The following is a 24,924-nucleotide window of genomic DNA, read 5'->3' on the forward strand; positions in this document are numbered from 1 at the left end:
AACCTCAGCTTTGCACGTTGAAGTAGGTGCATGACGTAGGCGGTGGCAAGGACGGATGATGCCGATTACGGAGTTCTTGTCGTGTACGCGTGTGTTCGACGAGTTCGAGTCGCTGTCTCCAGCCCAGCGCCATCACGCGAAAACCTACGCCACCGGTCTTGTTGCGGCCAGCAACAAGACCGTGGCAGGCATCGCACGCGAAGTCCTTCCAGCCAAGGGCAAACGCGCCCTCAACAAGTTCTTCACCGAGTACGACTGGGACGAACAGCAATTCAACCACGAACGCCTCGAAGAACTCCAAAAACACGGTGAAACGCGCTGGTCACAGGGTGGTTACATCATCCTCGACGACACGATCACCGAGAAAGCCGGGGACGAAGTCCCCGGCGTCGGCCACTTCTACGATCACGCTGAAGGTGACACTGTCTGGGGCCAAGACCTCATCTACGCCTTCTACGCCGACGATAAAACCGCCTACCCACTCACTTTCCGCCTCTACGAAAAACAGGACGAAGATGACCAAGACCACGACACCAAGTACGATCTCGCCCGCGAGATCGTCACCGAACTCGAAGAAGAGGTAGGTGTGCCTGCGGACACCTACCTCTTCGACTCGTGGTTCGCTCACGATTCTGGTCTCGTTGAACACATCGAATCCTACGGCAAGGACTGGATCGGCCCGCTCCGGAGCAATCGACAGGTGACCTACGGCGGAGAAGAGCTAAGCGTCGATGCGCTGGCAGAGCGCATCGACACCGCAGAGCGCAACATCGAGGACGATACCTACCACATCTGGACGAAGAAGCTTCCCGTCTCCCAGCTGGGAGACGTGAAGCTGGTTATCGCCGAGAAAGAGACCGATGAAGACGAAGAGAATCCGGTCAAGTACCTCGCTACGAACAAAATCGACGCACCGACCGAGCACGTGATCCGCTCTTACGGGATGCGCTGGCGCATCGAGACGTTCTTCGAGGACTCGAAGCAGGATCTCGGCTTTGGAGACTGCGAGATGCAGACCGACGAAGGTGCCAGTCGGCACTGGCACCTTCTGATGGCTGCCTACAGTCTCGTTCGTCTTGATCCTGAGTCGAGCGCCTTGGGGACTGTTCGCTCGAAGGCGTCATCGCTTCGAGCGAACCTCGAACACTCCCTGAAGGAAGCCGTCTACAACCTTCTCTCGTGGGTTCGAGACAACGATGATCGCGGTATCGATGACTTGATGACCGAGATCGACCATCTCTTCGTTCACTCAACCGCTGACGCTAACGTGCAAAGCTGAGTTGTAACGAGAACACGCAGGTTCGAATCCTGCCCGTCCCACTGGCCGATGACCCTTCGCAGGCGAGGCCAATTCGCTCCAGTGGAGTAGCGGCCAAACTCACGGCCCTCTCACGGCCGAACCCCCGGTTCGAATCCGGGCTGGAGCATGTGGGCCCGGAGCCTATGCGGACAGGCAAGCGGCCTTTAACCGCAGAATAGCGGGTTCGAATCCCGTCGGGCCCTCTTGATGCCTGGGAGGCCCCCCTGGTGGGGGTGCCGGGCTGTTACCCTGACCGTGGAAGGTTCGAGTCCTTCTCCAGGCGCTCGGAACCAGTAGCAGTGATGCTCCCGGAGTCTCCGTTGGCGAGAGACGCCAGCCTTTCAAGCTGGAGGTCGGGGGTTCGATTCCCCTCGGGAGCACTCGGGAACTGGCAGTGGACACCGACGCTCTGCGTCGTACCATCGAGGTAACGACGTAGACCGGTGACGCGTCCGCTGTCGGTTCCCATAGCGTGCAGTCGTCGAGACGGTGCGTTCCTTCAGCCCGCAAGGCACACCGGGAGTCATAGCCCGTCGCGCCGTCAGTTTCCCGACCGCACGTGGCGACCGTCGAGTCGAGGCGTTGCTTCGCCAGGAACTCACAGGTTCAAATCCTGTCGGTGGCCCCGTCCATCGAGAACATCCCGGACAAAGAGAGCACGAGGGTACTCTCGACACCGGATCCGCCTCGACAGTTTCCCAGTCGCCATCACTCATCCCGTGGCCGTCAAGTTGGAGCCATCCTTCGCCTCTGGAGCCAGAAGTCCGGGTTCGAATCCCGGCGGTGGAATCCGGTCTTCCACCGTAGTGTAACCAGGTAGCACGCTGTTCCGGCTCCAGCAGTTTTCCGGCCACATCCTTGTCTCCGTAGCTCAGCCAGGACAGAGCACCGGCCTTCGAAGCCGAGTGTCGCACGTTCGAATCGTGCCGGAGACGTTCGCTGCTTGCATCCGTGTGAGCAGCACCGGTATCGGAGTCGCCTGTTGCGGCTCCGAGTGATAGTATGGAATTCAACAAGCCAAAGCAAACGGTCGCGGAGGCAACGCGAACCACCAACTACGAAGGTGGAGAAGCATTCGGGCCTACCGACCCTCGACTCGCACTGTACAAGCGCACGATCAACCAGCTGCTGGAGAACTCGTTCTACGAAACCGATGACGAGCAACTCGCCGCTGTCGTCCAGCGATTCGACGCCGCCGCAGACGAGGATCCGGAGTTCGTCCTGAAGCTCGCCGCGTACGCGCGACAGGAACTCTACTTGCGGGACATCCCACAGGTCCTGCTCGTGCTGGCAGCCAACGACGACCGATTCAAGGATGACTCCCCCAAGTCGCTCATCCGCGAGTGGCCCCCGGCGATCATCCAGCGGATGGACGAGACGGCCACCGCGCTCGCCATCCACGACCAGCTCTTCGGCGGGACTGCACCGTGGCCGCTTCGACGCGGTATCGAAGACGCGCTCGTCTCGATGGCCGACGCTTACACGCTGGGAAAGTACGAACTGTCGCGGCGTGAGGTGACGCTGCACGACGTGTTCAACCGCGTCCACCCCACGCCCGTCGACACCGACCAAGAGGTGCTGTTCGAGCGATTCATGCGCGGCGATCTCGACGACTATCCCGACGTCGAACCGTTGCCGTCGCCCAACACCTGGGAGACGGTTATCTCCGAGCGCGGCAACACCCGAGACGCGTGGGAGACGCTCATCGAGGACGACACGTACTCGCTGCCGATCTTCGCGTCGATCCGGAACCTCCGGAATATGCTCGAAGCCGGTGTCGACGAGGACACCATCGTGGAACACCTCGACATAGAGGCGGTGCGGTACGCGCCGCTGTACCCGTTCCGGTACTACCAGGCGTACACCGCGCTCCAGAATGCGGACGTCCAAGCACCGGCGGTCGAGCGGTGGCTGGAGGACGCAATTGACGCCGCTGTCGAGACGGTGCCCGACGGACTCGGAGATACGCTCGTCGCCGTGGACCTCTCGGGGTCGATGGACACAGCGCTGTCCAAGAACAGCACGCTCAGGTTAAAAGAGATCGGCGCGTTATTCGGTGCGATCCTGGCCGACCAAGGTGCAGAGGTCGGCGGGTTCGGTGACGACTTCCAGACCATTCCGATGCACGTGGACACGCCAGTACTGCAGCGTCAAGATGCGGTGCTGGCCATCGACGAGGATGTCGGGAACTCGACGAACGGCTGGAAGGCGTTCGAGTATCTCCGCGACCGTGAAGAACCCGTTGAGCGAGTCGTCGTCTTCACCGACATGCAGATCTGGGACAGCACACCATTCACGGCGCGCGACAACCAGACGGTCAAGGCAGCGTTCGATGCGTATCGAGACGAGGTCTCCACGGACACCTCGCTTTATCTCGTCGATCTTGCATCCTACGGCGACCTCGTGACCCCGGAAGGCTACGAGAACGTCTACAACGTCTCCGGGTGGTCGGAGAACGTCTTCTCGTTCATCGAACACGCCGAAAACCCGAAGCAGGTCATCGATGCAATCGAGGCCTTCGAGTCTGCATAGCGTTGTCCTCTCATCTTTCTCCGTCAAGCGCGAGTAGTGTAGTTCGGTATCACGCGGTCGTGCCACGACCGAGACGGGCGTTCGAATCACCCCTCGCGCACTCGGAGCGTAGCTCGTGAATCAGATAGCCCGAGCGACGCTCTTCAACAGAGGTGACATCATGGCAATCTCCAATGACAACGACCCCGAGCCGACGACGACTGCTGTCGTCACGATCCGCATCCCATGTGGCGCAGACAGCGATCTCGTCACCGACGCCGAAGAGCGCCTCTCGCGTCCCGACGACATCGATACCGGCACGGTTGACGAGATGCGCGGTATCGCTCCGAACCTTTCGGCAACAACTATCACCGTCGGCATCACCATTCGCTGGACCACGACAATGACCGATTCGCAGGTGAGGAGACGGATCGTCGAGGTCCCTGGCCTTGAGTCGATCAAGCGTATCGGATGACCTGACCTGGGCACCGCTATTCCCGACGATTTCTGCGGTCACCTGCTGACGAACATCTATGGGTGGTATCGAACTCCGGAATGGAACACTCGTCGTCGAACACGAGCCGAATCAGCTCGGCGAGCTGGCGATCAGATTTTCCAAAATTCTCGGTCAGTTCGACATCAAGCACGTCTACATCGCGGGATACGTCTCTATCCTCGCTGGGCGAGCACGCTCTACCGAAGACGTTGACGTCCTCATCGAACGAATCGACGAGGAGACTACAGTCGAACTCGCAGAGACGCTTGACAAGAAGGGGTTCTGGGGCCCGGCGATGCCGCTCACTTCGATGTACGAGATGCTTGATAACGGCGACAACATCTGGGTTGCCACGGAAGACCAGATTACTCCGCATCCAGAAGTGAAGTTCGCACGTGACGAGTTCGACTGCGCATCCCTCCAAAACGCGATCACAGCAAGAATTGGTGATGAGGCGATCTCGATTGGATCGTTAGAACTCCAGATCGCATACAAGCGCCACCTCAGCGAGCCAGTCGTCAGGCATTTACAGTATTTTTTGAATTCCATGTGTTGGGTCCTCTATTGCCTGATCTAGGGTCTCGTGCGAATTTAAACCAAGTTTCCACCTCTATACTAATATAAACATTTGGGTTATATTTGGGTAGAAGTGTGTGGTTTAGTCGTGTTTTTCCATGTATTACTGGGCAAACGGTTATGTTTCCAGCACCGGACAAGCAAATTATGCAGCAGAATAATTCGGCGGTCAGGGTGACTCACTGTGACGCGTTCGCTGAACAAATCACATCGGCGAAAAAGCATTCACATGTAGATCTCACCCACAAATGGAACCCGGACGCAGACGGCGACCGTGCTGCCAGTCACGGGTCGAACATTGAGATCGAACACCCTGTCACCGATATGGCCGAGTTACAGCGGCGAGCACACCTCGCGGTACAGATCGGTCGAGAAAACCGAACGTCAGCCGCAAGTACATCTCGTGAAGGCCAGCAGGGCACCTACGAGATAGCGAAGACATTCGATGCTACCATGCTTGATGTCGCTGACGTAGCCCTTTCGGTTGAAGAGACGTCGTTTGCTGACCTGCCTATTAAGCCGCGGCACGTGAAGACGGTCATGCTACTTGATGCGTGGGGTGTAAATTCTCGGCGGGAAATCGTTGAGCACCTCGACGACCACGAGGACATAACCACTCGGATCGGGTACGACACCGCACCGAGTAATTCGACGGTTGCGCGAGCAGCAAAATCGTTAGAGGCTGTGGGACATCGAGACACGATTAGAGCCGCAGCAACGCGAAGTGTCCACGCCGTAACGCGTGCTGGGATCCAATTGCCTGATAGCGTCGCCGTTGCTCACGGTCTCGATGTCCCTCCGATCATCGATGAAGCGCTCATCGAACCTGAGACTCGACGTGCTGCGATCCGTAATTGGGTTTCAACGGTGTTGGATGAGGTGCTGGCCCCGATCACGTTCGACCGGGCAGAGAACACGCAGTTCAGTGTTCGGGCGATCATCGCCGCGATCGCGCAAGCCGCGCTGGTCAACGGGGGTGTCAGAGCAGGTCCAGCAGCCGCAGCATGGTACTATGACGAGTCCGATATCCCCACAGCAGGCCACGTTAGTGCGTTGCTTGCAGGACTCAACCGGGACGACATCGGGCGGATGTTCACGCTCGCAACGGAACGATTCTTGGATGTGGTCGGTGAGCTGGGTTTCTTCGATGAGGAGCGGGACATCGCGTGTGACCCGACATGGGTCACGTGGTGGGGCGAGGATGATAGTGACGATCCTGACTCCAAATTACTGCGGAATCCAGAGGAGTGTGAGTCGGGGTACGGGTGGTGCTTCTCAACTGTCTCGTTGACCGATAGCGACGCGCGGTTTGCGGTCGGGATCGACATCGCTGGCGATAAAACAGAGCGATCGCCGCAGTTCCGCCGCTTGATGCGTCCGATTAAACAACGTGATTCGGTTGGTCGCGTACACATCGACCGTGAGTTCTTCTCGGCTCCGGCGGTGCGTGCCTGTCGAGCGATCGCCGATGACAACTGGGTGATTCGAGCGAAACAACTCTCGAAGGGCGAAGTCGCGGAAGTCATCGACGCAACGCCGGTGGATGAATCACGGTTCCAGTCAAACGTGGAATTCGGCGGACTGTCAGTGGCTCCGAACCTGTACGTCCACCCCGTGCCGGAAAATCTCCAGAACCGGTACCAGATGTCTCCGCAAATAGCGTTTCTTACGGATCTGTCGCCGGCGGAGTGCGACATGGCTGATCTGTTTGAGACGTACCAGTACCGGTGGTCAGCTGGAACGTTCATCAGGCAGTTGAAGCATGAGTACACGCCGAACACGCAATCACCGAATCATAATACGCGCCTGTTTCTGTTTCATCTCGGAACTCTCCTGTACAACCTCCACACGCTGATAAACCGTGCAGCGTCTCCGCAGTACGCGCTCCGGTTGGACGTCACCTACTATGAAGTGTTGCTCGGCGTCGTTGATTCGACGTTCACGCGGACGGGTGACACCCCGTGATCTGCAGTCAGATGCGTAGCTGTCGGTGGGTGACGTGCCTGACTGCATTCACCAGTCGTTCGACCCAGCTCGTCGCACAGGGGTGGCTGCTGTGATGTACGCCGAAGTGTCAACGAACGTGTTTCGAGAGACGTTCCAGCCAGTGATGGTGTTCGACGGCGAAGCCCACATTGACATCACGGGAGATGCGGTGACGATCCATGCGACTGACGAAGCGCGTGCCGCTTGGGTCGATATTCACGTGCCACACTCAGCGTTTGAATTCATACAGGCGGGTGATACACCCGCATCCACAGCCCTCGATGTGAACGGCCTGCTGGATGTTCATGATATTCCATCGGTGGACACGATCACGATGGCAATACCGAACACGCATGAAGTTCAAATCACTGCGAAGCAACTGCTGTACCGGACAGGCACGATTCGAGAGGTGAATGTTCCGGAGATTTGGTTACGAACAGAGCCGGGCACGGCGGTCGATATCACAACCTCACCTGCCATGCTGTCGAAAGTCATTGACCTCGCTGTAGACATGACTGACCGCGTCGAGTTCGGTACGAGACCGACTGAGAGATCGGCTTATATAGCGGGGACAGGAGACACGGACGACGTGCGAGTGGACGTCCCACTATCGAATACCTGTGATACTCCGGAGTTGCGCGTTGAAGAGTCGTACTCGTTGACGTACTTGGACCCGATTCAACAGCGGATTCCCGCTGACACACCAGTTCGACTCCAATGGGGTCCAGGTAGTCCGCTGCGGGTCGAATATCCGGTTGCGGCCGGACACGCAACAGTCACATACACGATCCGGCCTAACGCGTGATCTCGCGTTCGCCCTGTAGTGACGGGCAGGCTTCCCGTGTCCCGATGAGTTCACCGATCTAGGTACTGCAATTCTGGTATCTGAGCGGTCGTGGTATAAACCCCCTCCCCCAGGTCTTTGCCCGTGTTTGCCGCCGATCGGTATGGTTCTGGGGTAAAATTCGCTGAACTTCTATTGCCTTTCCGGCAATTCCCCCGTGTTATATTATCCTGGACCCCGTTAGAAGCCTGTACACGGGCGAAAACAGACGGTGTGAGAGAAAGAAGTAGACGGAGGGGCGTAAACCTTTGGTCGTGTCACAAAGTCCTCTAGAGTTCAGTAGCAACTGGCTCCCGTGAGGAACGGGTTGCCTCTGGTGTCCAACCTACGAGGCAACCCATGCACGCTACAATCGACGTGCGGTTGACCGTTAGCATCGACGACGACAAAACGATACCGCTGGCCACGTTGGCTGAGTTCATCACTGATCAGAACGTCGAATCAGTCCTCCTCGAGGGGCTGGTCGAGAGCCTCGACGCGGCCCGCGTCGAGGCGCTCTGTGGCGAAAAACATGCCACCGGCAACGGTCAACAGAGGTTCCAACGAGCTGGAACCGATACCCGCACAGCCGTCACAACCGCTGGTGAGCACGAATTTCTCCTTCATTACGTCAAAGATACCGCCGCTGACCAGGGCGAATCTAGCTACTTCCGGCCCGTCGAAGACGTTCTCGACTTCGACGGGCAGAACCGCTATCAACAAGATATCGCCGCCAAGAGCGTCGATCTCGCTACCTCTCTCAGTTACCGTGACGCTGCTGACCACGGCGACGGCATCTTCGAGAGGATGCCGTCGCCGACCACGATTAATCGCCGCGCCAGAGAATACGGCAACGAGCTCAAGCAGTTCCTTCCAGACTGTGTCGCTAACACAGACGCTGACGCCATTATTCCAGACGGCACGAAGTGTCACAGTCAAGACGAGGACCGCTCGTACCACTCCGTCCAAGCCACGCTGGGCGAAGACACTGCCGAGGAGTCACACTCCCTGCTGGATCTCTCTGTCAACGCTGACTGGGATGAGACAGCTGCCGAACTTGATGACATCGACGCAGTCACTGACGACGCGACGGTCGTCAGTGACGGCGATAGCGGCATTGTCACGGCATTCACTGACGAACACCGCGATCATCAGCTTGACCTCGTTCACGTGGGCCGAACGCTGGATTACAACCTCTGGGATGACGGTGTGTTCTCTCTGGACCGGCGCAACGAGATCGTCTCGGAAGTGATCGACGAGGTATTCCATCTGAAGAACTCTGTTGCCAAGCATCGTCCAGAAGAAGAGTTCGCGGCGATCCGCGAGCGGATCGCGCGAACGACCGAGCGCATCAAGAAGACAGCGTGGCAGCTGGATCAGTACGGATCAGGGAAGGCTGCGGGGTATCTTCGGCGGTGGTTGCCGTCGATCGTGACGTTTGCCGAGCAGGCCGTCAAGGGGTTCGAGGTGCCGTGGACCTCGAACCCCGTCGAACGGCTGATGGGTGAGGTCAGCAAGCGCTGTAAGAACCAGTGGATGCGCTGGACAAAGGATGGATTGGAGGCGATACTCCAGCTTCGGCTGGTGAAGTACGCTGATCCAGAGTACTACCAATCGTTCCTTGACGAACTGCTCCAACGATCGACCAAAACAGCAATGAGCTGTGAACTCTCAGTTGAGAGCACCAGAGGCAAACTCTAGACCGCTTTGCAACACGACCAAACCTTTTATATAGGTTTACCGCGCCCTCTCACGGCAATGACCTGGGTTCGAATCCCAGCCGGAGCATCCTTTTCCCCACGCAGTCCAGCAGTTTTCGGCTATCTCCCAACCAGTAGTTTGCCTGTCTTGAAACCGATCACACTGAGAACGTCTCGAATCCGACGCCGTTCGGTGACCGTCGAAACGGTGTGGGAGTTCGACCTGCTGACGGAGGTGAGAAACCGAAAGCCGTTCCATCCAAACACCGGAACCCTCCGCGTTCAGACCGAAGAAGCCATCACCGTGTCGGTTCAGGCGAACGTGCTGCGCCCGGCGCTTCCGGACACGTGAGCGAGCTCGGCGTAGACGTCCGCGATCCGATCCCGGATCTGCCGACCGCTCACACGGGGGTCGAATCGGTCCTTGTTCGGTGCCCATTCGACATCGTTAAAGAACGTATCGCGGTGGTCGTCGATCCCCTCTGGCGGGACGATATCGCCCGGCTCCTCGCGATACAGGTCAAAGGCGGTTCGAGTGTACTCGTACTGGTAGCGGGTGTCCTTGTTCACCTTACAGATCCCGTGTTCGAGCATCTCCTGTAGCTGGTCGGATTGGACGCCAGAGGACCCGTGTAACACGAGTGGCGTATCGATACCGTGGTCACGCAGTGCGGTTCGGATCTCCTCGGTCAGGTCGGGTTTGAGTTCCAAGTCTCTGCCCTTGGCAACGCCGTGTTGTGTCCCGACGGAGATCGCGAGGAGGTCACAGCCCGTGCGGTCGACGAACTCGACCGCCTGTTCAGGGTCCGTGTAGAACGCGTGTTCCGACACGATCTCGTCCTCGACACCCTTGATCTTCCCGAGTTCGGCCTCAACGAGGATATCCGCGTCGGCGCTCTCGACCATCTCGACGACCTGTTTGCTGCGGGCGACGTTCTGTTCGAACTCCTCGTGGGAGGCGTCGATCATGATCGAGGAGGGGATCCCCAGCTCGATCTGTCGCTGGATGATATCGAGGTCGGTCTGGTGATCCATGTTGAGAAACACGCCGATGTCGTACTGTGCGGCGATCCGCTCGATGTACGTGCCCATGACGCGTAAGCCGGCGATAGGGTCGCCGTTGCCGGCGAACGTACACGCTCCGTTGCTCATCTGTAAGAGGAGGTCGGAGTCGACCTGTGCGGCACCCTGAACCAGCCCGGTCATCACGTTCGGTTCCGCGACGTTGCTCGCGATCAAACCGAAACCGGAGTCGAGCGCTTCGTCGTACACAGTCGACAACGCCTCACCACCATTGATTGTCATATGTACGAAGTATCATGGAAGGAGATAAGCGCTGTTGCTGTTCAGTTATACGCGGACCGAACCACCCAGCCGCGGCGGAACATATTCGTTCAGTGACCCGAACAGCTCCCGCATGAGCGACGAAGCGGATCCCCGGTCCACACCCGACACCGTCGAAGTGCGGGGGGAGGATATCAGGACGCCGGAGGTAGGGTACCGGATCGTCGAGTGGGAGCCAAGGGGTCCAGTGACGCCACTGATGCTGCACTGGAGCCGGTCACAGCTCGTCCTCTCGGAGGTGTCGATCCCGCAAAACGCCGACACCGCCGACTGGTCGGTGCTCGATCGGTACGGCACCGAGTACGCGACGCCGGAGTTCTTAGGCCGTCTCGCGAAGCCGGGGCCGGAGGGCGTCCCCGAGGCGATCCAAGGACTCGACGAGGGTAGCGAGACGGAACGCCGTCTCGCGGGCGCTCAGCTCAAGCGGATCGCCGAACAGTATCCAGACGCCTGTGAGCCGGCTATCCCCGTGCTCGTCGACAGGCTCACATCAAGCGATCTCGCGGTTCAAGCGGAGATCGTCGGGATATTCGAGGCGCTCGCGTCGGCAACCCCCGCGCTCGTGATCCCCGCGGTGGACACGTTGGGGGAACTGCTCACGGCGGAGACCGACGACCGCCTGCTGCGGACGACGCTCACGGTGATCCGGCGCGTCGCGGAGGAGGACACCTCCGCGGTCACGGAGCTCGTCCCGCGGCTCGAACCGCTGTTGAAAGACGACACCGGTGACGAGGTTCGGACGCTGCTGGTACTGGAACACGTCGCCGACTCACACCCCGAGACGTTGCTCCCGATCACTCCCACCCTCGTCGAGTACGTGACGAACACCTCTCGTGGAGGTCGCATCGGTGCGCTGTCCGTGCTCGGCCGGGTCTCGAAAGCGTATCCGAACGTCGGGACGGAAGTGGTTCCGGTCGCACGGGAGCTGCTTACGGTGGACGACGACAAGCTGCGAACGAACGCCGCCGGGCTCCTCGCCGATCAAGCCGAACAGTACCCGGAGGCGGTGCTGCCCGCGGTGCCGGCCGTGATCGGGCTCCTTGACGACGAGAACGAACAGACGAGATACAACGCGACGTCCGTTCTCGCCCGCGTCGCGGACCACGACCCGGATACCGTCGAACCGGCGACCGAGTCACTGATCGACGCACTGGAAGAAGAGCAGGCGGCGGCACGTGAGAACGCGTGTTGGGCGCTTGGACGGATCGAAGCGACGACTGCAACGGACGCCCTCGGCCGGCGCGTAGCGCACGACACGAACGAGCGCGTTCGGACGGTGGCGTCGTGGGCGCTCGACGAGATCGCCGAGCCGTAGGCCGCAAACGCCGATCTCGACGCCCCGTCCGCGACGACTCGTTCACGGTACCCTGGCACGGGACTCACCGATCGGCACAAGTTACTCATGGCCGTCGTGAGAGAGTACTCCAATGACGACGCGCCGGATCTTCGATCGCCAGACGCCCGCTCGCGGTCGGGCCGCCGCCGTTCGCTGGGCCGCCGAACGCGCCGCCGACGTCCCGCAGTCCGCGTTGTACCTCCAACCGGCGGCGGTCGGCGACACCACCGTCACTGACGAGTGGGCACGACACGGCTCCCGCGTGCGGCTTCGACTCGAGCGGTTTCGGACGCTGGTCGACGAGCTGTACGAGGCAGACACGTACGAGGGGCCGTCGACGTACGTCACGGACGCCGAACGTCGATGGGTCGTGTCGGACGCGCTGACACGCATCGACGACCCGGATCACCCGCTGTACAGCGAGGGGGAACCCGCGGCCGGGCTCGTCGATCAGGCGGAGGAGCTGTTGACCCTGCTGGAGTTCGCCGGCGCGATTACGGCGACGGAGGTAGAGCGCCGGCTCGCGCGGGAAGCACTCGACGAGCTCGGTCGAACGCTGTCTCGGTTCGTCGCGCACGTCCACGACGCACGGGCGGACGGCTTCGACGAGCCGAAAACCTTCCGAAGCGAGCGGTTCAGACACGTACTCGACGCCGGTCGACCGCTCGTGCGGCGCGAGCTCGCCGCGACCGACGTAGTGGTCGTCGGGGCGTTCCGGACGCTCTCCGCACAAGAGCGTGACGTCGTCGCGCTGCTCGCCGACGCGTTCGACATCGGCGTCGTCCTCGCGCGCGTGGGCGATGGGGACGTGGACGGGGTCCCGGACGTGGCTGATAAGGCCGAGAGAGACACGGCAACCGGTGTGGACCACGCCGTCCGCGGCCTTTGCGAGTGGTACGACCGACTCGGCTGTACCCCGTCGCCGAGTGCTGACGACCGGGGGTCCGTCTCGCCGCGTGAGACCGCGGCCGCGGCCCTGTACCGGCAGGACGGTGGTTCCGGGGATCCGGTCGCTCTCGGCGACGGCGTCTCGGTCGAGACGCACGCGACGGTACAGCGGGAGGTGCGGGCGATCACACGAACGGTGCGGTCGCTGATCGGCGACGGCGTCGAACCGGAAGCGATCGCCATCGCTCCCTTCGACGAGGCGACGTACGGCGACCGTCTCGCGGACGCACTCCGCGACGCGGACGTTCCAGTGGCTCACGGCTCCGATCGGTCGTTCTTCGCCACGACGACCGGCACGCTATTCGAGGCGACGATCGATCTCGGTTCCGAACCCGACCGGCTCGCCCCGCTGGTCCGGCTCCTGTCGAACCCCCTCGTGTTCCCCTCGCGGACGGCGACGACCCGGAAGGTCATCCGGATCGCGGAGCGGTCGGAATCGACTCGGACGGCGACGCTCATGGCGCACCTCGACGGGAACGCCGAAACGCTCGTCCGCGAGGTCGTCGCGGCGTGTGAACGGTTCGTGACCACGACCGACGTCGACGCCGCCCGCCGGAGGCTGTTCGACGACATCGGCGTGCCGACGACCGCCGACGGGACGGGTCTCACGGACGCGGTCGGGTTTTCGCGGGGCGTCGGGAGCCGGGAGCGGCGAGCGATCGAGCACGCGACGGAGGTGTGCGCCGCGCTCGCAGAACGTCGGGAGGTAGCCGGTGGAAGCGACGACCGGGGCATGGACGTCGAGTCGGTACGGCGAGCGCTCGACGGTGTCACGGTTCGCGTCTCGACGGGCCGAACGTCGGACGCCGTCCGTGTCTGTTCACCCTGGGAGGCGGCGGCGAACCCGGTCGAACACGTGTTCGTTCCGGGGTCGACTACCGAGCACACCCCGTCACCCCCGCGACGGTTGGCGTTCGCGCGGCCGCTCAACGACGCACACCCGGATTTCGAGGCGGCGGACCCCGTGGCAGCCACCCGGTACGCGTTCGCACAGCTCGTCGCGTCCGACGCGGCCGTGACGTTCTCCGCCCCCGAACGGGACCCGGACGGCGACCCGTACGTCCCCGCCGATCCGATCGTTGAGCTCGAACGCGTCACGGACGTGGACGCGACGAGCGTCGGCGGCGAGCGGGCGGAGCCGGCGACCGTCACCGACGTCCACCGCTCGCTCGCTCGGGCCATCGATACTGGGGCGCTCACCCCGGAAACCGTCTCGACGGACGCCGAGACGTACGACATCGCCGTTTCAGAAGCGAACGCCCCGTCGCGGCTCGCGAACGGCGTGCGGGTCTCGGCCGCGCGGGCGAGCGACGAGGTCGGGAAATACGACGGGCACGTCGATCCGGCGGTCGTCGCGGACCTGCGGGACGGTGGACGGCCGTACAGCCCGAGCCGTCTGGAGACGTTCGCCGACTGTGCGTTTAGATACTATCTCGAACACGTCTTGGAGATCGAACCGGACGACCCCCTCACGCTGGAGCCGAACGCACTCGACGTCGGGTCGTACGTTCACGACGTGCTGGAACGCTTCTATCGCGAGTGGCGCGCGGACGGACACGAGACAATCACCGGGGAGACGCTCGCGGCCGCGGAGGAACGGCTGTACGCGGTCGCGGTCGAGCGACTCGAGACGCTCCGCGCGCCCGACACTGCGTTCCACGACGCGTGGCTCGACGCGCTGTTCGACGGGTTGCGCGGGGCGGATGCCGTGGCTGACGATCCGGAGCCTACGCCCGGCGATCCGGACGCCCCGGCCGGCCTATTTAACCGGTTCCTCGAGGCCGAAACCGCGCTCGCGTCGCGTGACGCGACGCCGACGTACTTCGAGGCGCACGTCGGCCTGACGCCGGACGACCCCGGCCTCGAACCCCTCGCCGCTGACCCCGTCCGCGTTCCCGGGACGGACGTCGCGCTCCGCGGGAAGATCGACCGACTCGATGTTACCGCTGACGGCGGGATCGTCGGGATAGATTACAAGACGGGTGGCACGCCGAGCGAACGCGACACGATCGACGGCCACGCGTTCCAGCTCCCGGCGTACCTGTTGTTGGCCGAGGCCGCGCTCGATGCGGAGCCCGTCGGTGCCGCCTACTATCAGGTGCGTCCGGCGGGGCGCGTCTCCCCGTACCGCGGGACGATAGGCGGCGACGAGGACGCCGCACACGCGCGATGGGGACGGGACGACCCGGAGCCGCTGCGACGCTATCGGTCGCTCGTGTTCGACACGCGGGCAGCGTTCACCGAGTTCCTACACGACACCGTCCCCGACCGGATCGACCGGATCGCGACCGCGGTCGACGCGGGGTCGTTTCACCCGACCGTGCTCGATCCCGGGGACGCCGGGTGTTCGTACTGTCCCTATCGAGGCGCGTGCGACGTCCGTCACCACCGGAGACACGATATCCATCAGCACCTCCACGAGACGGACGTGCCGCGCTACGCGCCCGGCGTAGACACGGAGGGCGGCCGATGACGGACGACAGGCGAGGCGAAGCGGACGACGCCGAAGGGACGATCGAGGACATCGACGCCGACGGGGCGACCGAGGACATCGACGCCGACGGGGCGACCGGAGACACGGGCGGCTTCACGCTCACTCGCGCACAGCAACGCGCCGCGCGGACGATCGACCGGAACGTCACCGTGGCGGCCGGGGCCGGCACCGGAAAGACGACGACGCTCACCGAACGCTACCTCACGATCCTTCGGGCACACCTCGACGGGCCGGAGAGCCTCGTCGCGACCGGTGAGGAACCGCCGTACCGCGTTCCGGAGGGGATCGATCGGATCACCGACCCGGAGGCAGCACGCCGACTTCCCGAGCGGATCGTCGTTACCACGTTCACCGAACGGGCCGCGGACGACCTGAAACGCACTATTCGAGAGCGGATCCGCGAGCGGCTCGCGGGGATCGACGACCCCGAACGGTGGGCCGTGTGGCGCGCCGCCGCCGACGGCGTCGAGGCCGGATACATCGACACCACACACGGGTTCTGTAGCCGTGTCCTCGAGGAGTACGCCGTCAGCCACCCCGCCGTCGACCCCGGATTCGACGTGCTGGAGGACGGCGACGCCGCCCGGCTCCGAGCCACCGTCGCGGCAGAGATCGTCGAATCTGAGCCACCCGGAACGCGGACGCTCGCTCCCGTGTTCGACCGGGCGGCGCTCGCCGACCTGCTTGCCGGATTCCTCGCCGAACCCGACACGACGGAGGCGTGGATCGACGAGCTCCGCGCGGTTGACGACCCCGACGCGTACGACACGTATCTCGTCGCCCTCCATCCGCTGGACGCCGACCCGAAACGCCTGCTCGACGCCGTCAGCGACGACCTCGACACGCTGTGTGCGCTGTATCGCGACGACGACGTTACCGACGACTTGGGGGCGAACCCGATGAACCGGGTCGGCGACGACCTGCTCGACCTCCACGAGACGCTCGTCGATGTCGACACTGCGTCGGCGTCGCCGATCCGGCGGCTGTCGCTGTGTCTCCGGCTGTGCGACGTGCTCACGACGGGCGACGGGGGCCAGTACGGTGAGGGAACCTACTACGGGAACAAGGCGTTCCGCGAACGCGACGACCCGACCGCCACGCGGTTCCGCGAGGCGATGGACTCCGTTCTCGACGAGCTGGCTCCCGAGACGCGGCCGACCGACGCGTCGCTCGACCCCGACCGGGACGCCCGCGAGCTGCTGACGGCGCTCGCGACGCTCGCCCGGGCCGCGCTCGACGAGTACGGCGACCGAAAGCGGCGGCGCGGCGCCCTCGACTACGACGACCTGATCGGTCACACGCTGGCGTTCCTCACCGACCCGGACGGCGCGGCCGCCGAGGCGGCCGCCGGGCTTCGATCGGATCTGTGGTACGTCATGGTCGACGAGTTCCAGGACACCAACCGGCGGCAGTGGGAGCTCGCCCGGGCGCTCACGAGCGGACCCGGGTCGGTCGGTTCGGATCGAGAGGAGTCGAGGGCGGGATCGGTCGGTTCGGATCGGGAGGAGTCGAGGGCGGGATCGGACCCCGGAGATCCGGAGTCGTTCGACGCGGACAACCTCTGTGTCGTCGGGGACGTGAAACAGAGCATCTACCGGTTCCGTGACGCCGATGTCACCGTCTTCGGCGACGCCACCGACGCGGTACACGCCGCGAACACCGCGAACGGCGTCGCCGACTGTGACCCGGCGCTCGCGACGAACTTCCGCACCCTTCCCGAACCGCTGTCCGCGATCAACGGTCTGTTCGATCGCGTGTTCGCGTACGGCGACGACGAACCGTACGAGGCCGAAGGCGCCCCGTTGGCTGCCGGCCGCGGGACGCCGACCGGCCTGGATCCGGTCGTCGAGTACCTCCCGGTACCCGTCGAAACTGATCTCCGAGAACGGTATCTCGGCGCGGACCATCCGCTCGCCGCTCTTCCCGACTCCGAACCGTCGGCCATCGAAGCCACCGCGATCGCCGACCGTATTGTCGACCTTCTCAACGGGGAGACGCTCGTCACGGACGACACCGACGCCCCTGGGCCCGGGACGCGCCCCGTCGAACCCGACGACATCGCCGTGCTCATCCGATCGCGAAGCGACCTGAAGGAGTACGAGCGCGGCCTTCGCGACGCGAACGTCCCATACACCGTTGTCAAGGGGGAGGGGTTCTTCGAGACGCCGGAGATACGCGCGCTCACCGCGCTCCTCGAGGCGCTGGCCGACCCGACCGACGACGTCGCGCTGTACGCCGCGGCCCGCTCCCCGCTGTGCGGGCTCACCGACACACAGATCGGTGCGGCCCACGACCCCGGCGACGCGCTGTGGCACTCGCTGCGGACGTGTGACGACCCCGAGGTCGCCGCCGTCGTCGCCGACCTCGAGCGCTGGCGCGAGTACGCGGGGGTGGGCGAGACGCCCGGGATGCGTGTGGACGGGTGGGCCGCGCTCGCGGACAGGATCCTCGCCGAGACCGGGTACCTGACCGCGATCGCCGCCGACGAGCGCGGGACAGCGGCGGTCGCCAACGTCGACGAGTTCCGTGACAAGCTCCGCGAGCTCGACGACAGCGGCGTACCGACGCTCGACAGGGTGGCGGCTCGGCTCTCCGAGCGAGCCTCCCGGGGACGGAGCGAGGCGGAGGCCAACGACGTGACGGGCGCGACCGGCGTCCGTATCATGACCGTTCACGAGGCGAAAGGCCAGGAGTATCCGGTCGTCGTCGTCCCAGGGCTCGGCAAGCGGTTCAACGACCGGGCCCGGCTCGGCAACGGCAGCGTCGAGTTCGAGCGCGTCCCGATCGACGGCGACCGCCGGCCGGTGCTCGGGCTGAACGTCCCGACGCCCGACCGGACCGGAACCGAGTCGACACTGATGCGGACGGTCGCCCGCGACCGAAGGCGGGCGGAGGAGCGCGCCGAGGAGAAACGCGTGCTCTACGTCGCCTGTACGCGCGCCGAAGACCACCTCGTCCTCACCGGCCGCCACCCCGCCGACGAGGACCACGAGACCGGCGTCGCACCCCCGGACCCGACGGACCCCGCCTCCTACCGTGACTGGCTCCAACCGGCCCTGTTCGGCACGGACGACGACGCCGTCGAGAACTGGCGGACGCTCGAAACAGCGGGGCGATTCACCGCGACGCTCCCGTACGCGGTCGACGGCGACACCGAGCACGGCACGATCACCGTTCGCCTCCCCAGTCGCGACGAACGGTACAACCACGACCCCGAACCGCAGCCTGCGTCGACGACCCGATCGAGATACGGGTACGAACGGCCCTGGGAGTTCGTCCTCTCCGCCTCCGATCTCAGTCGGGTCCCGGACGGCACCGCCGAACTCCGGACGAACGAGGGGATACGGCAGGTCACCGCCTCGTCCGTCGCCCGGGATCCTGACACCGACTCCGAAATCGGCGGTGGTAGCGTCGAGCGCGGCGGTGATCCGGCAGGGGGCGGTGAACCCGCGGAGGACGGCCGCGAAGTCCCGGCCGCCATCTACGGTCACGCCGTCCACCGGCTCTGTGAAACCCGGCCGCCGGCGGAGAAGCGCCGTCGGGTCATCGAGGGCGCGATCCGGGAGCAACACGACCGCGCGTCCGACCACGGCGACGACGAGTACCCCGAATCGGCGTACGACGCCATCGCGGCCGAGGCCGACGCCGCGATCGGATACCTCACCGACCTCCACGCCGACCTTGACGTCGAACACACCCACGACGAGTACTACATCGAGCTCGACGTGGACACCGGGACGGTTCGCGGGTTCATCGACCACCTCGTCGTCACCCCGGACACGTACCACGTCGTCGACTACAAGACCGACCGGAACGCGCGGGGCGTGACGGCCGCCGAGTTCATCGAGGAACGCGCGGCACACCACCGTCCGCAGCTGTGGGCGTACGCCGCGGCGCTCGCACGGCAGGACCCGACACGAGACGTGATCGCCACGCTGTATTTCACCGACGTCGAGGCGGCCTACACGTGGGACGACGACGACCTCTCCACGGTGTTCACGGACACGGTTCGTGAGCTACGCTCGCTTCTCGCAGGGACCCCCGTCCGCGTAGTGCCCTAGATCACGCGGCCGGGAACACGTCCGGATCCGCGGGTATTTGTCCCGCGATCGCGTCGGATCCCCCATGCGAACGCTCGTCTTCGACGGCCGAACCGGCGCTGCGGGCGACATGATCTGTGCCGCGCTGATCGCCGCCGGCGCGGATCCGGCCGTCCTCTCCCCGGTCGAACGCCGGCTTCCGGTCCGATACGAGGTGGGCGAAACGACGAAGAACGGTATCCACGCGGTGACCGTTGACGTCGTCCTCGACGATGGGGCGGAAGGGAGCTCACAGGGGTCGGATCACGACCACACGCACAGCCACGACGACGACCACACGCACAGCCACGACGACGACCACACGCACAGCCACGACGACCGGGCCCTCGCCGAGGGTGCGGGGGTCCACCGGTCGTACCCCGAAGTCGTCGAGGTCGTCGAGTCGATGGATCTCCCAGAACCGGTCGAATCGACCGCGCTGGACGCCTTCGAGCGACTCGGGCGCGCGGAGGCGTCGGTCCACGGTATCGATCTCGAAGCGACGCACTTCCACGAGGTCGGTGCCGACGACGCGATCGCCGACATCGTCGGGGCGGCGCTTCTCCTCGCGGACCTCGACGTCGATCGCGTCGTGACGACGCCGGTCGCGACCGGAGGCGGCGAGGTGGAGATGAGCCACGGCGTCTACCCGATCCCCGCGCCCGCGACGACCGGGATCGTGGCGGCCGCCGACTTCGACGTGTACGGCGGTCCGATCGAGCGGGAGCTGCTGACGCCGACCGGTGCCGCGATCCTCGCCGCGATCGCCGAGGGCGTGAAATCGCTCCCGCCCCTCGACGTCGACGCCACCGGCTACGGTGCCGGCGACGCGACGTTCGAGCGGCACCCGAACGTGCTCCGTGCGCTGGTCGGTGACGGCCTCGAGGCCGTCGACGGTAGCCCCGTCGGCGACGGTATCGACGCGGGTCACGGGGAGAGGCACGGCGACCGCGGACACGCCCACGCTGACCACGAGGAGGGTCACAGCGACCACGGACACGATCGTGCCGACCACAGGCACGGTCATCCCGAGGACCGAGATCCGGCGCTCGTCGCCGACGACATCGCCGTCCTGGAGACGAACCTCGACGACGCAGCGCCGGAGGTGCTCGGCGGCCTCCAAGAGGTCCTCGTCGACGCCGGCGCACGCGACGTGACGGTCGTCCCGACGACGATGAAGAAGTCGCGACCGGGCCACCTCGTGAAGGTGATCTGCAAACCCAAGGACGCCGAGGCGGTCGCCGAGCGACTCGCCCGCGAGACGGGGACCCTCGGGATCAGGCAGGCGGGCGCGAGCCACCGCTGGATCGCCGAGCGGTCCTTCGAGACCGCGACCGTGCGCGTCGACGGAACGGAACACGAGGTGTCGGTGAAGGTCGCGTCGACCGCCGACGGCGACGTGTACGACGTGAGTGCCGAGTACGACGAGGCGGCAGCGGTCGCGGCCGACACCGGTCTGGCGATCCGCGACGTACTCAGGCGCGCGGAGGCCGCCGTCCGCGACGAGCTGGATCTCGACTGACGCGCGGTCACGGGAGGGGCGGGAGGGCACGAGGGGAAGGGTCACGCGAGGGCGGGACGCCTCGCTTCGCTTCGTTTCACCGCGTTTCGATCCGTGCTGGTTTCGTCTCGTTTCGATCCGTGACACGTGCGGCGTCAGTGCCGGTAGAACGGTGTCGGTGGGGACGTGACCGCCGTTCCGTCGACGACGAGACGACAAGCCTATGCCCGATGCGCGGCCAGTTGCACGTAACTTCACTTATATGATCGATCGGATCCACACGTCGGAAGTCGAACCGGACGCCGAGGAAGTCGCCATCGCGGGTCACGTCCACGAGATCCGCGATCTGGGCGGGCTGGTCTTCCTCATCGTCCGCGATCGGGAGGGACTGATCCAGGTCGTGTTCAAAGAGGAGCGCGAGCCGGAGCTGTTCGAGGCGGTACAGGACGCCGGATCGGAGGATGTCGTGCGGGTCGTCGGGGAGCCACTGGAGAGCGACCAGGCCCCCGGCGGGGTCGAGATCGCGCCCACCGCGTACGAGGTGATCGACGAGGCCGACTCCCCGCTCCCCCTGGAGATCTCGAAGGACGTCGACGTCGACCTCTCGACGCGGCTGGACAACCGTGCGCTCGACCTCCGAAAGCCGGAGGTCCTCTCGGTGTTCACGCTGCGGTCGGAGCTGATGACGGCGATGGAGGAGTGGTTCGACGAGGCGGGATACGTCGACATCAAGACGCCGCGGATCTCGAAGGGCGGTGCAGAGGGCGGCGCGGAGCTGTTCCCCATCCTCTACTACAACCAGGACGCGTTCCTCTCACAGAGCCCGCAGCTGTACAAACAGATGCTGATGGCGGCGGGGTACGAGGCCGTCTACGAGAACGGCACCGCGTTCCGTGCGGAGGACTTCGCGACCTCACGACACGTCTCCGAGATCGCGATGTTCGACGTCGAGCTCGCGTACATCGACGACCACCACGACGTGATGGACGTCCAAGAGGAGTCGCTGCGATACGCGCTCCGTGCCGCCGCCGAGAACGCCGAGCGCGAGCTCGACCTGCTCGACGTCGACCTGACGGTCCCCGAGGACGACTTCCCGCGGATCACCTTCGAGGAGGCGCTCGACGTCTTGGAGACCGAGTACGGCCACTTCCCGGACGACCCTACCGACCTCGATACGAAAGGCGAGAAGCTCCTCGGCGAGTACTTCGAGGAGCAGGGCCATCCCGCGTTCTTCGTCGTCGGCTATCCCGACGAGAAGTTCTACTACATGCAGGACGTCGAGGGCGACGAGATCGCGTCCCGCAAGTTCGACCTTATTTATAAGGGCCAGGAGCTCTCCTCGGGCGGCCAGCGTGAACACGACGTCGAGCGCATGGTCGAAGTCATGGAGGAGGAGGGCGTCGAGACCGCCAACTTCGAGTTCTACATCGAGGCGCTGAGCTTCGGTACGCCCCCTCACGGTGGGTACGGGCTCGGGATCGACCGGCTCGTACAGAAGGTCGCCGAGCTCGACAACATCAAGGAGGCGATCATGTTCCCACGCGACCCGAACCGGCTGGAGCCTTAAACCGTTCCAAACGCTCTTATAGGGGATCGAACAATACCGGGCCATATGCCCGTCACCGAGACCCCGATCCTGTTCGCGCTGTTGTGTCTCAACACCCTCATCGGCCTCGTTCTCGTTACCGCCGCGTACGACCTCAAGGGGCTCGTGTTGGGGTGGACCGGGTGGATCGCGGGTGCGTTCGGCGGCGGCGTCCTCGGCTGGATCGTGGTCCCCGAACTCGCGACCGGGACCGTATCCGCCGGTGGGCGGCTCACGTTCGCCGGCGTGCTCGTCCTGTTCGGCGCGGTCGTCGGGCGGGCGCTCCTCCCGTTCGTCGCGCGATTCACCGTGGCGATCGCCGCGTTCGTCGTCACGACGCTCGCGACGCTCGTGTTGACGGTCGGGGAGTCGGTACTCGACCTCGTGTACGACCCCGCAGAGCCGGGCGATCCGATGCTCGAAGCGGTGCAAGTCGACGCGCTCGCGGAGTCCGGACTTCTCGCACAACCCGAGTTCCAGCAGTTCTTCGTCGCTGCCGTCGTCGTCGGAGGAGTCGCGGGGATCCTCGCGATGCGGCACTACGACCTCATCATCTCGCTGGCACTGACCGGTCTCGGCGCGGGGGTCGTCGCCACCGTGTACCCCGTCTGGCGCGCCGTGGTCGACGGAAACGCGATCGCGATCGCTCAACAGGCCGACCTCTCGGTCGTCGTCTTCGGTCTGCTGGTGCTGGTCGGCGTCGCGGTTCAGTATCTCAGACACGGACGGAGTAACGACCCGTTCGCCTGATCCGGCAGGCCACGTGGTCACCCCCGCGCGTCTCGTCACCACCGTCGCGACTCGACCGTGATCGCTGCCGTCCGTCTTCCGGAGCCACTGCCCCGCGTCTCACGGAGCCATTGCCCCGCCTCTCACGGAGCCATTGCCCCGCCTCTCACGGAGCCATTGCCCCGCCTCTCACGGAGCCATTGCCCCGCCTCTCATGGAACCGCCGCCATAGCCCGATCGAACCCGAGCGCCCTGATCGATCGAAAAATGGCGTTACACTTGCTGATACCGGATATAAACCGGCTTAATTCGGCGTAAACCGACTGAACGACTTCAGCTATTGAAGCCCGTCGCACGCCAAGCGGGAGTCGTCATGAACGTGACTACAACTACTCTCGTCGCCGTGCTCGCTGCGGTCGTCCTCGTCGGTGTCGGTTCGGTCGGCGTGGCCGCAACCGATGGCCCCGGCGCCGCCGACCCCGACGTCGACGAGGTCGGTCCGTCGGACGGACTGCCCGAACCGGTCCCCGAGTTCGTCGGTGACCTACTCGACACGATAGACGGGTTCCTCTCGGGAGCGATCGAATCGCTCGGTGACGCCGTAAGCGACGGTGACGCCGGCTCCGTCGGGGGTGTCTGACGTGCCGATCGACTTCGGCGCCGGGATCCGACGACGGACGTATCTCAAGGCGAGCGGCGTCCTCGCGGTCGCGACGGGCGGGCTCGCGGGCTGTGTCGGACGCGCGAGCGGCACGCTCGCGACCTCGGTCACCGATCAGCCGGTCGATATCGGCGATTTCGAATCGCTCGTCGTCACGATCGAGGGGATCTGGCTCGGTCCCGAGGGTGCCGTGAGCGGGCAGGAGGACCCGGACGACGAAGGTGACGAGGACGACGGAACTGACGGAGACGGCGACGACGCGGATGAGGACGAAGAGGAGTCGACCGTGGAGCCCGCGGGCCGGGAGTACCACGAGTTCGATGAGCCACAGCAGGCGGACCTCGTCGAGCTACAGGGCGAGGAGACCCAGCTGATAGACGAACGCGAGCTCGACGTGGGGGAGTACGAGTTCCTCCAGTTACGAGTCTCGGATGTCGAAGGGACTCTCGTCGACGGCGGCGAGGCGACGGTCGACACCCCGGGGAACGCGCCGCTCACGTTCAACGAGCCGTTCGAGATCCGTGAGAACACCCGGACGGCGTTCACCGCGGATTTCGCACCGGTTCGACAGGGTCGGACCGGGAGGTACCTGCTCCGTCCGGTCCCGGAGGGGATCGACGTCAGCTATCACGACGCGGATACGGACGACGACACCGACGCCGACGACACCGACGCCGACGACACCGACGGAGAGAACGCTGACGGCACCGACGAGTAGCACTGGATCGGCGCGGGACTGACAGGACCGACGCGATACCCCTGGTACCCCCGTTGGAGCCGCCGTCGACCTCGACGGCGGCTCCGGGGTTAGGGCTGGGAAGCATCCCGGGATCTGGGGACCGGGGGAACACGCGT

Annotated in this window: 16 protein-coding genes and 4 tRNA genes; 19 read left to right on the top strand and 1 reads right to left on the bottom strand. The window is 64.3% G+C overall.

Annotated elements, in window-relative coordinates; all coding sequences use genetic code 11:
- The first annotated feature begins 55 nt into the window (after positions 1-55).
- The 11 genes from ACZ5TV_RS02255 (at position 56) to ACZ5TV_RS02305 (ending at position 9,393) form a co-directional block, all read left to right on the top strand.
- On the top strand, positions 56-1,279 hold the full coding sequence (locus ACZ5TV_RS02255) for an IS701-like element ISHala1 family transposase (RefSeq protein WP_007140874.1): 1,224 nt from the start codon (positions 56-58) through the stop codon (positions 1,277-1,279).
- Positions 1,280-1,354: 75 nt separating this feature from the next.
- Positions 1,355-1,427, top strand: a tRNA-Glu gene (locus ACZ5TV_RS02260).
- Positions 1,428-1,604: 177 nt separating this feature from the next.
- Positions 1,605-1,680 (top strand) — tRNA-Glu (locus tag ACZ5TV_RS02265).
- A 480-nt stretch (positions 1,681-2,160) separates the two neighbouring features.
- Positions 2,161-2,235 (top strand) — tRNA-Arg (locus ACZ5TV_RS02270).
- 67 nt (positions 2,236-2,302) lie between these two features.
- Positions 2,303-3,832 carry a TROVE domain-containing protein gene (locus tag ACZ5TV_RS02275; protein WP_379781455.1) on the top strand — a complete coding sequence of 510 codons (1,530 nt, stop codon included), beginning with the start codon at positions 2,303-2,305 and terminating at the stop codon, positions 3,830-3,832.
- Positions 3,833-3,859: 27 nt separating this feature from the next.
- Positions 3,860-3,932 (top strand) — tRNA-Gly (locus ACZ5TV_RS02280).
- 15 nt (positions 3,933-3,947) lie between these two features.
- On the top strand, positions 3,948-4,286 hold the full coding sequence (locus ACZ5TV_RS02285; RefSeq protein ID WP_379781453.1) for a hypothetical protein: 339 nt from the start codon (positions 3,948-3,950) through the stop codon (positions 4,284-4,286).
- A gap of 58 nt (positions 4,287-4,344) precedes the next feature.
- Positions 4,345-4,884 carry a hypothetical protein gene (locus ACZ5TV_RS02290; protein ID WP_209485462.1) on the top strand — a complete coding sequence of 180 codons (540 nt, stop codon included), beginning with the start codon at positions 4,345-4,347 and terminating at the stop codon, positions 4,882-4,884.
- Positions 4,885-5,030: 146 nt separating this feature from the next.
- Positions 5,031-6,848, top strand: coding sequence for a hypothetical protein (locus ACZ5TV_RS02295; protein ID WP_379781450.1), 1,818 nt, complete (start codon positions 5,031-5,033; stop codon positions 6,846-6,848).
- A 94-nt stretch (positions 6,849-6,942) separates the two neighbouring features.
- The gene (locus ACZ5TV_RS02300) at positions 6,943-7,674 is read left to right on the top strand and encodes a hypothetical protein (RefSeq protein ID WP_379781448.1); all 732 of its coding nucleotides are present in this window, start codon (positions 6,943-6,945) and stop codon (positions 7,672-7,674) included.
- Between the two features lie 378 nt (positions 7,675-8,052).
- Positions 8,053-9,393 carry an ISH6 family transposase gene (locus ACZ5TV_RS02305; RefSeq protein ID WP_379783731.1) on the top strand — a complete coding sequence of 447 codons (1,341 nt, stop codon included), beginning with the start codon at positions 8,053-8,055 and terminating at the stop codon, positions 9,391-9,393.
- Positions 9,394-9,704: 311 nt separating this feature from the next.
- Here the strand turns inward: ACZ5TV_RS02305 and fba are convergent, their stop codons facing one another.
- Positions 9,705-10,697, bottom strand: a complete 993-nt coding sequence (gene fba, locus ACZ5TV_RS02310) for a class II fructose-bisphosphate aldolase (RefSeq protein WP_379782009.1) — start codon at positions 10,695-10,697, stop codon at positions 9,705-9,707.
- Between the two features lie 112 nt (positions 10,698-10,809).
- On the opposite strand from fba, the gene ACZ5TV_RS02315 reads away from it, so the two are divergent.
- The 8 genes from ACZ5TV_RS02315 to ACZ5TV_RS02350 all read left to right on the top strand — a co-directional run bounded on the left by ACZ5TV_RS02315 (position 10,810) and on the right by ACZ5TV_RS02350 (position 24,787).
- Complete coding sequence (locus ACZ5TV_RS02315; protein ID WP_379782011.1) at positions 10,810-12,051, top strand: HEAT repeat domain-containing protein; 1,242 nt, start codon at positions 10,810-10,812, stop codon at positions 12,049-12,051.
- Between the two features lie 112 nt (positions 12,052-12,163).
- Positions 12,164-15,493 (top strand): PD-(D/E)XK nuclease family protein, encoded by a 3,330-nt coding sequence (locus tag ACZ5TV_RS02320; RefSeq protein ID WP_464384062.1) that lies wholly within the window; start codon positions 12,164-12,166, stop codon positions 15,491-15,493.
- Positions 15,490-19,575, top strand: coding sequence for a UvrD-helicase domain-containing protein (locus ACZ5TV_RS02325; protein WP_464384063.1), 4,086 nt, complete (start codon positions 15,490-15,492; stop codon positions 19,573-19,575). The genes ACZ5TV_RS02320 and ACZ5TV_RS02325 overlap by 4 nt, the downstream gene beginning before the upstream one ends.
- Positions 19,576-19,639: 64 nt before the next feature.
- The gene (gene larC / locus ACZ5TV_RS02330; protein WP_464384064.1) at positions 19,640-21,115 is read left to right on the top strand and encodes a nickel pincer cofactor biosynthesis protein LarC; all 1,476 of its coding nucleotides are present in this window, start codon (positions 19,640-19,642) and stop codon (positions 21,113-21,115) included.
- Positions 21,116-21,356: 241 nt separating this feature from the next.
- Entirely contained in the window at positions 21,357-22,661 is a 1,305-nt protein-coding gene (gene aspS / locus ACZ5TV_RS02335) for an aspartate--tRNA(Asn) ligase (protein ID WP_379782182.1), read from the top strand.
- Positions 22,662-22,706: 45 nt separating this feature from the next.
- Positions 22,707-23,429, top strand: coding sequence for a hypothetical protein (locus ACZ5TV_RS02340; RefSeq protein WP_379782184.1), 723 nt, complete (start codon positions 22,707-22,709; stop codon positions 23,427-23,429).
- A gap of 358 nt (positions 23,430-23,787) precedes the next feature.
- The gene (locus ACZ5TV_RS02345) at positions 23,788-24,048 is read left to right on the top strand and encodes a hypothetical protein (RefSeq protein ID WP_379782186.1); all 261 of its coding nucleotides are present in this window, start codon (positions 23,788-23,790) and stop codon (positions 24,046-24,048) included.
- Complete coding sequence (locus tag ACZ5TV_RS02350; protein WP_417448540.1) at positions 24,041-24,787, top strand: DUF4382 domain-containing protein; 747 nt, start codon at positions 24,041-24,043, stop codon at positions 24,785-24,787. The genes ACZ5TV_RS02345 and ACZ5TV_RS02350 overlap by 8 nt, the downstream gene beginning before the upstream one ends.
- The last annotated feature ends 137 nt before the right edge of the window (positions 24,788-24,924 follow it).

The organism is Halorubrum tibetense (assembly GCF_055396225.1).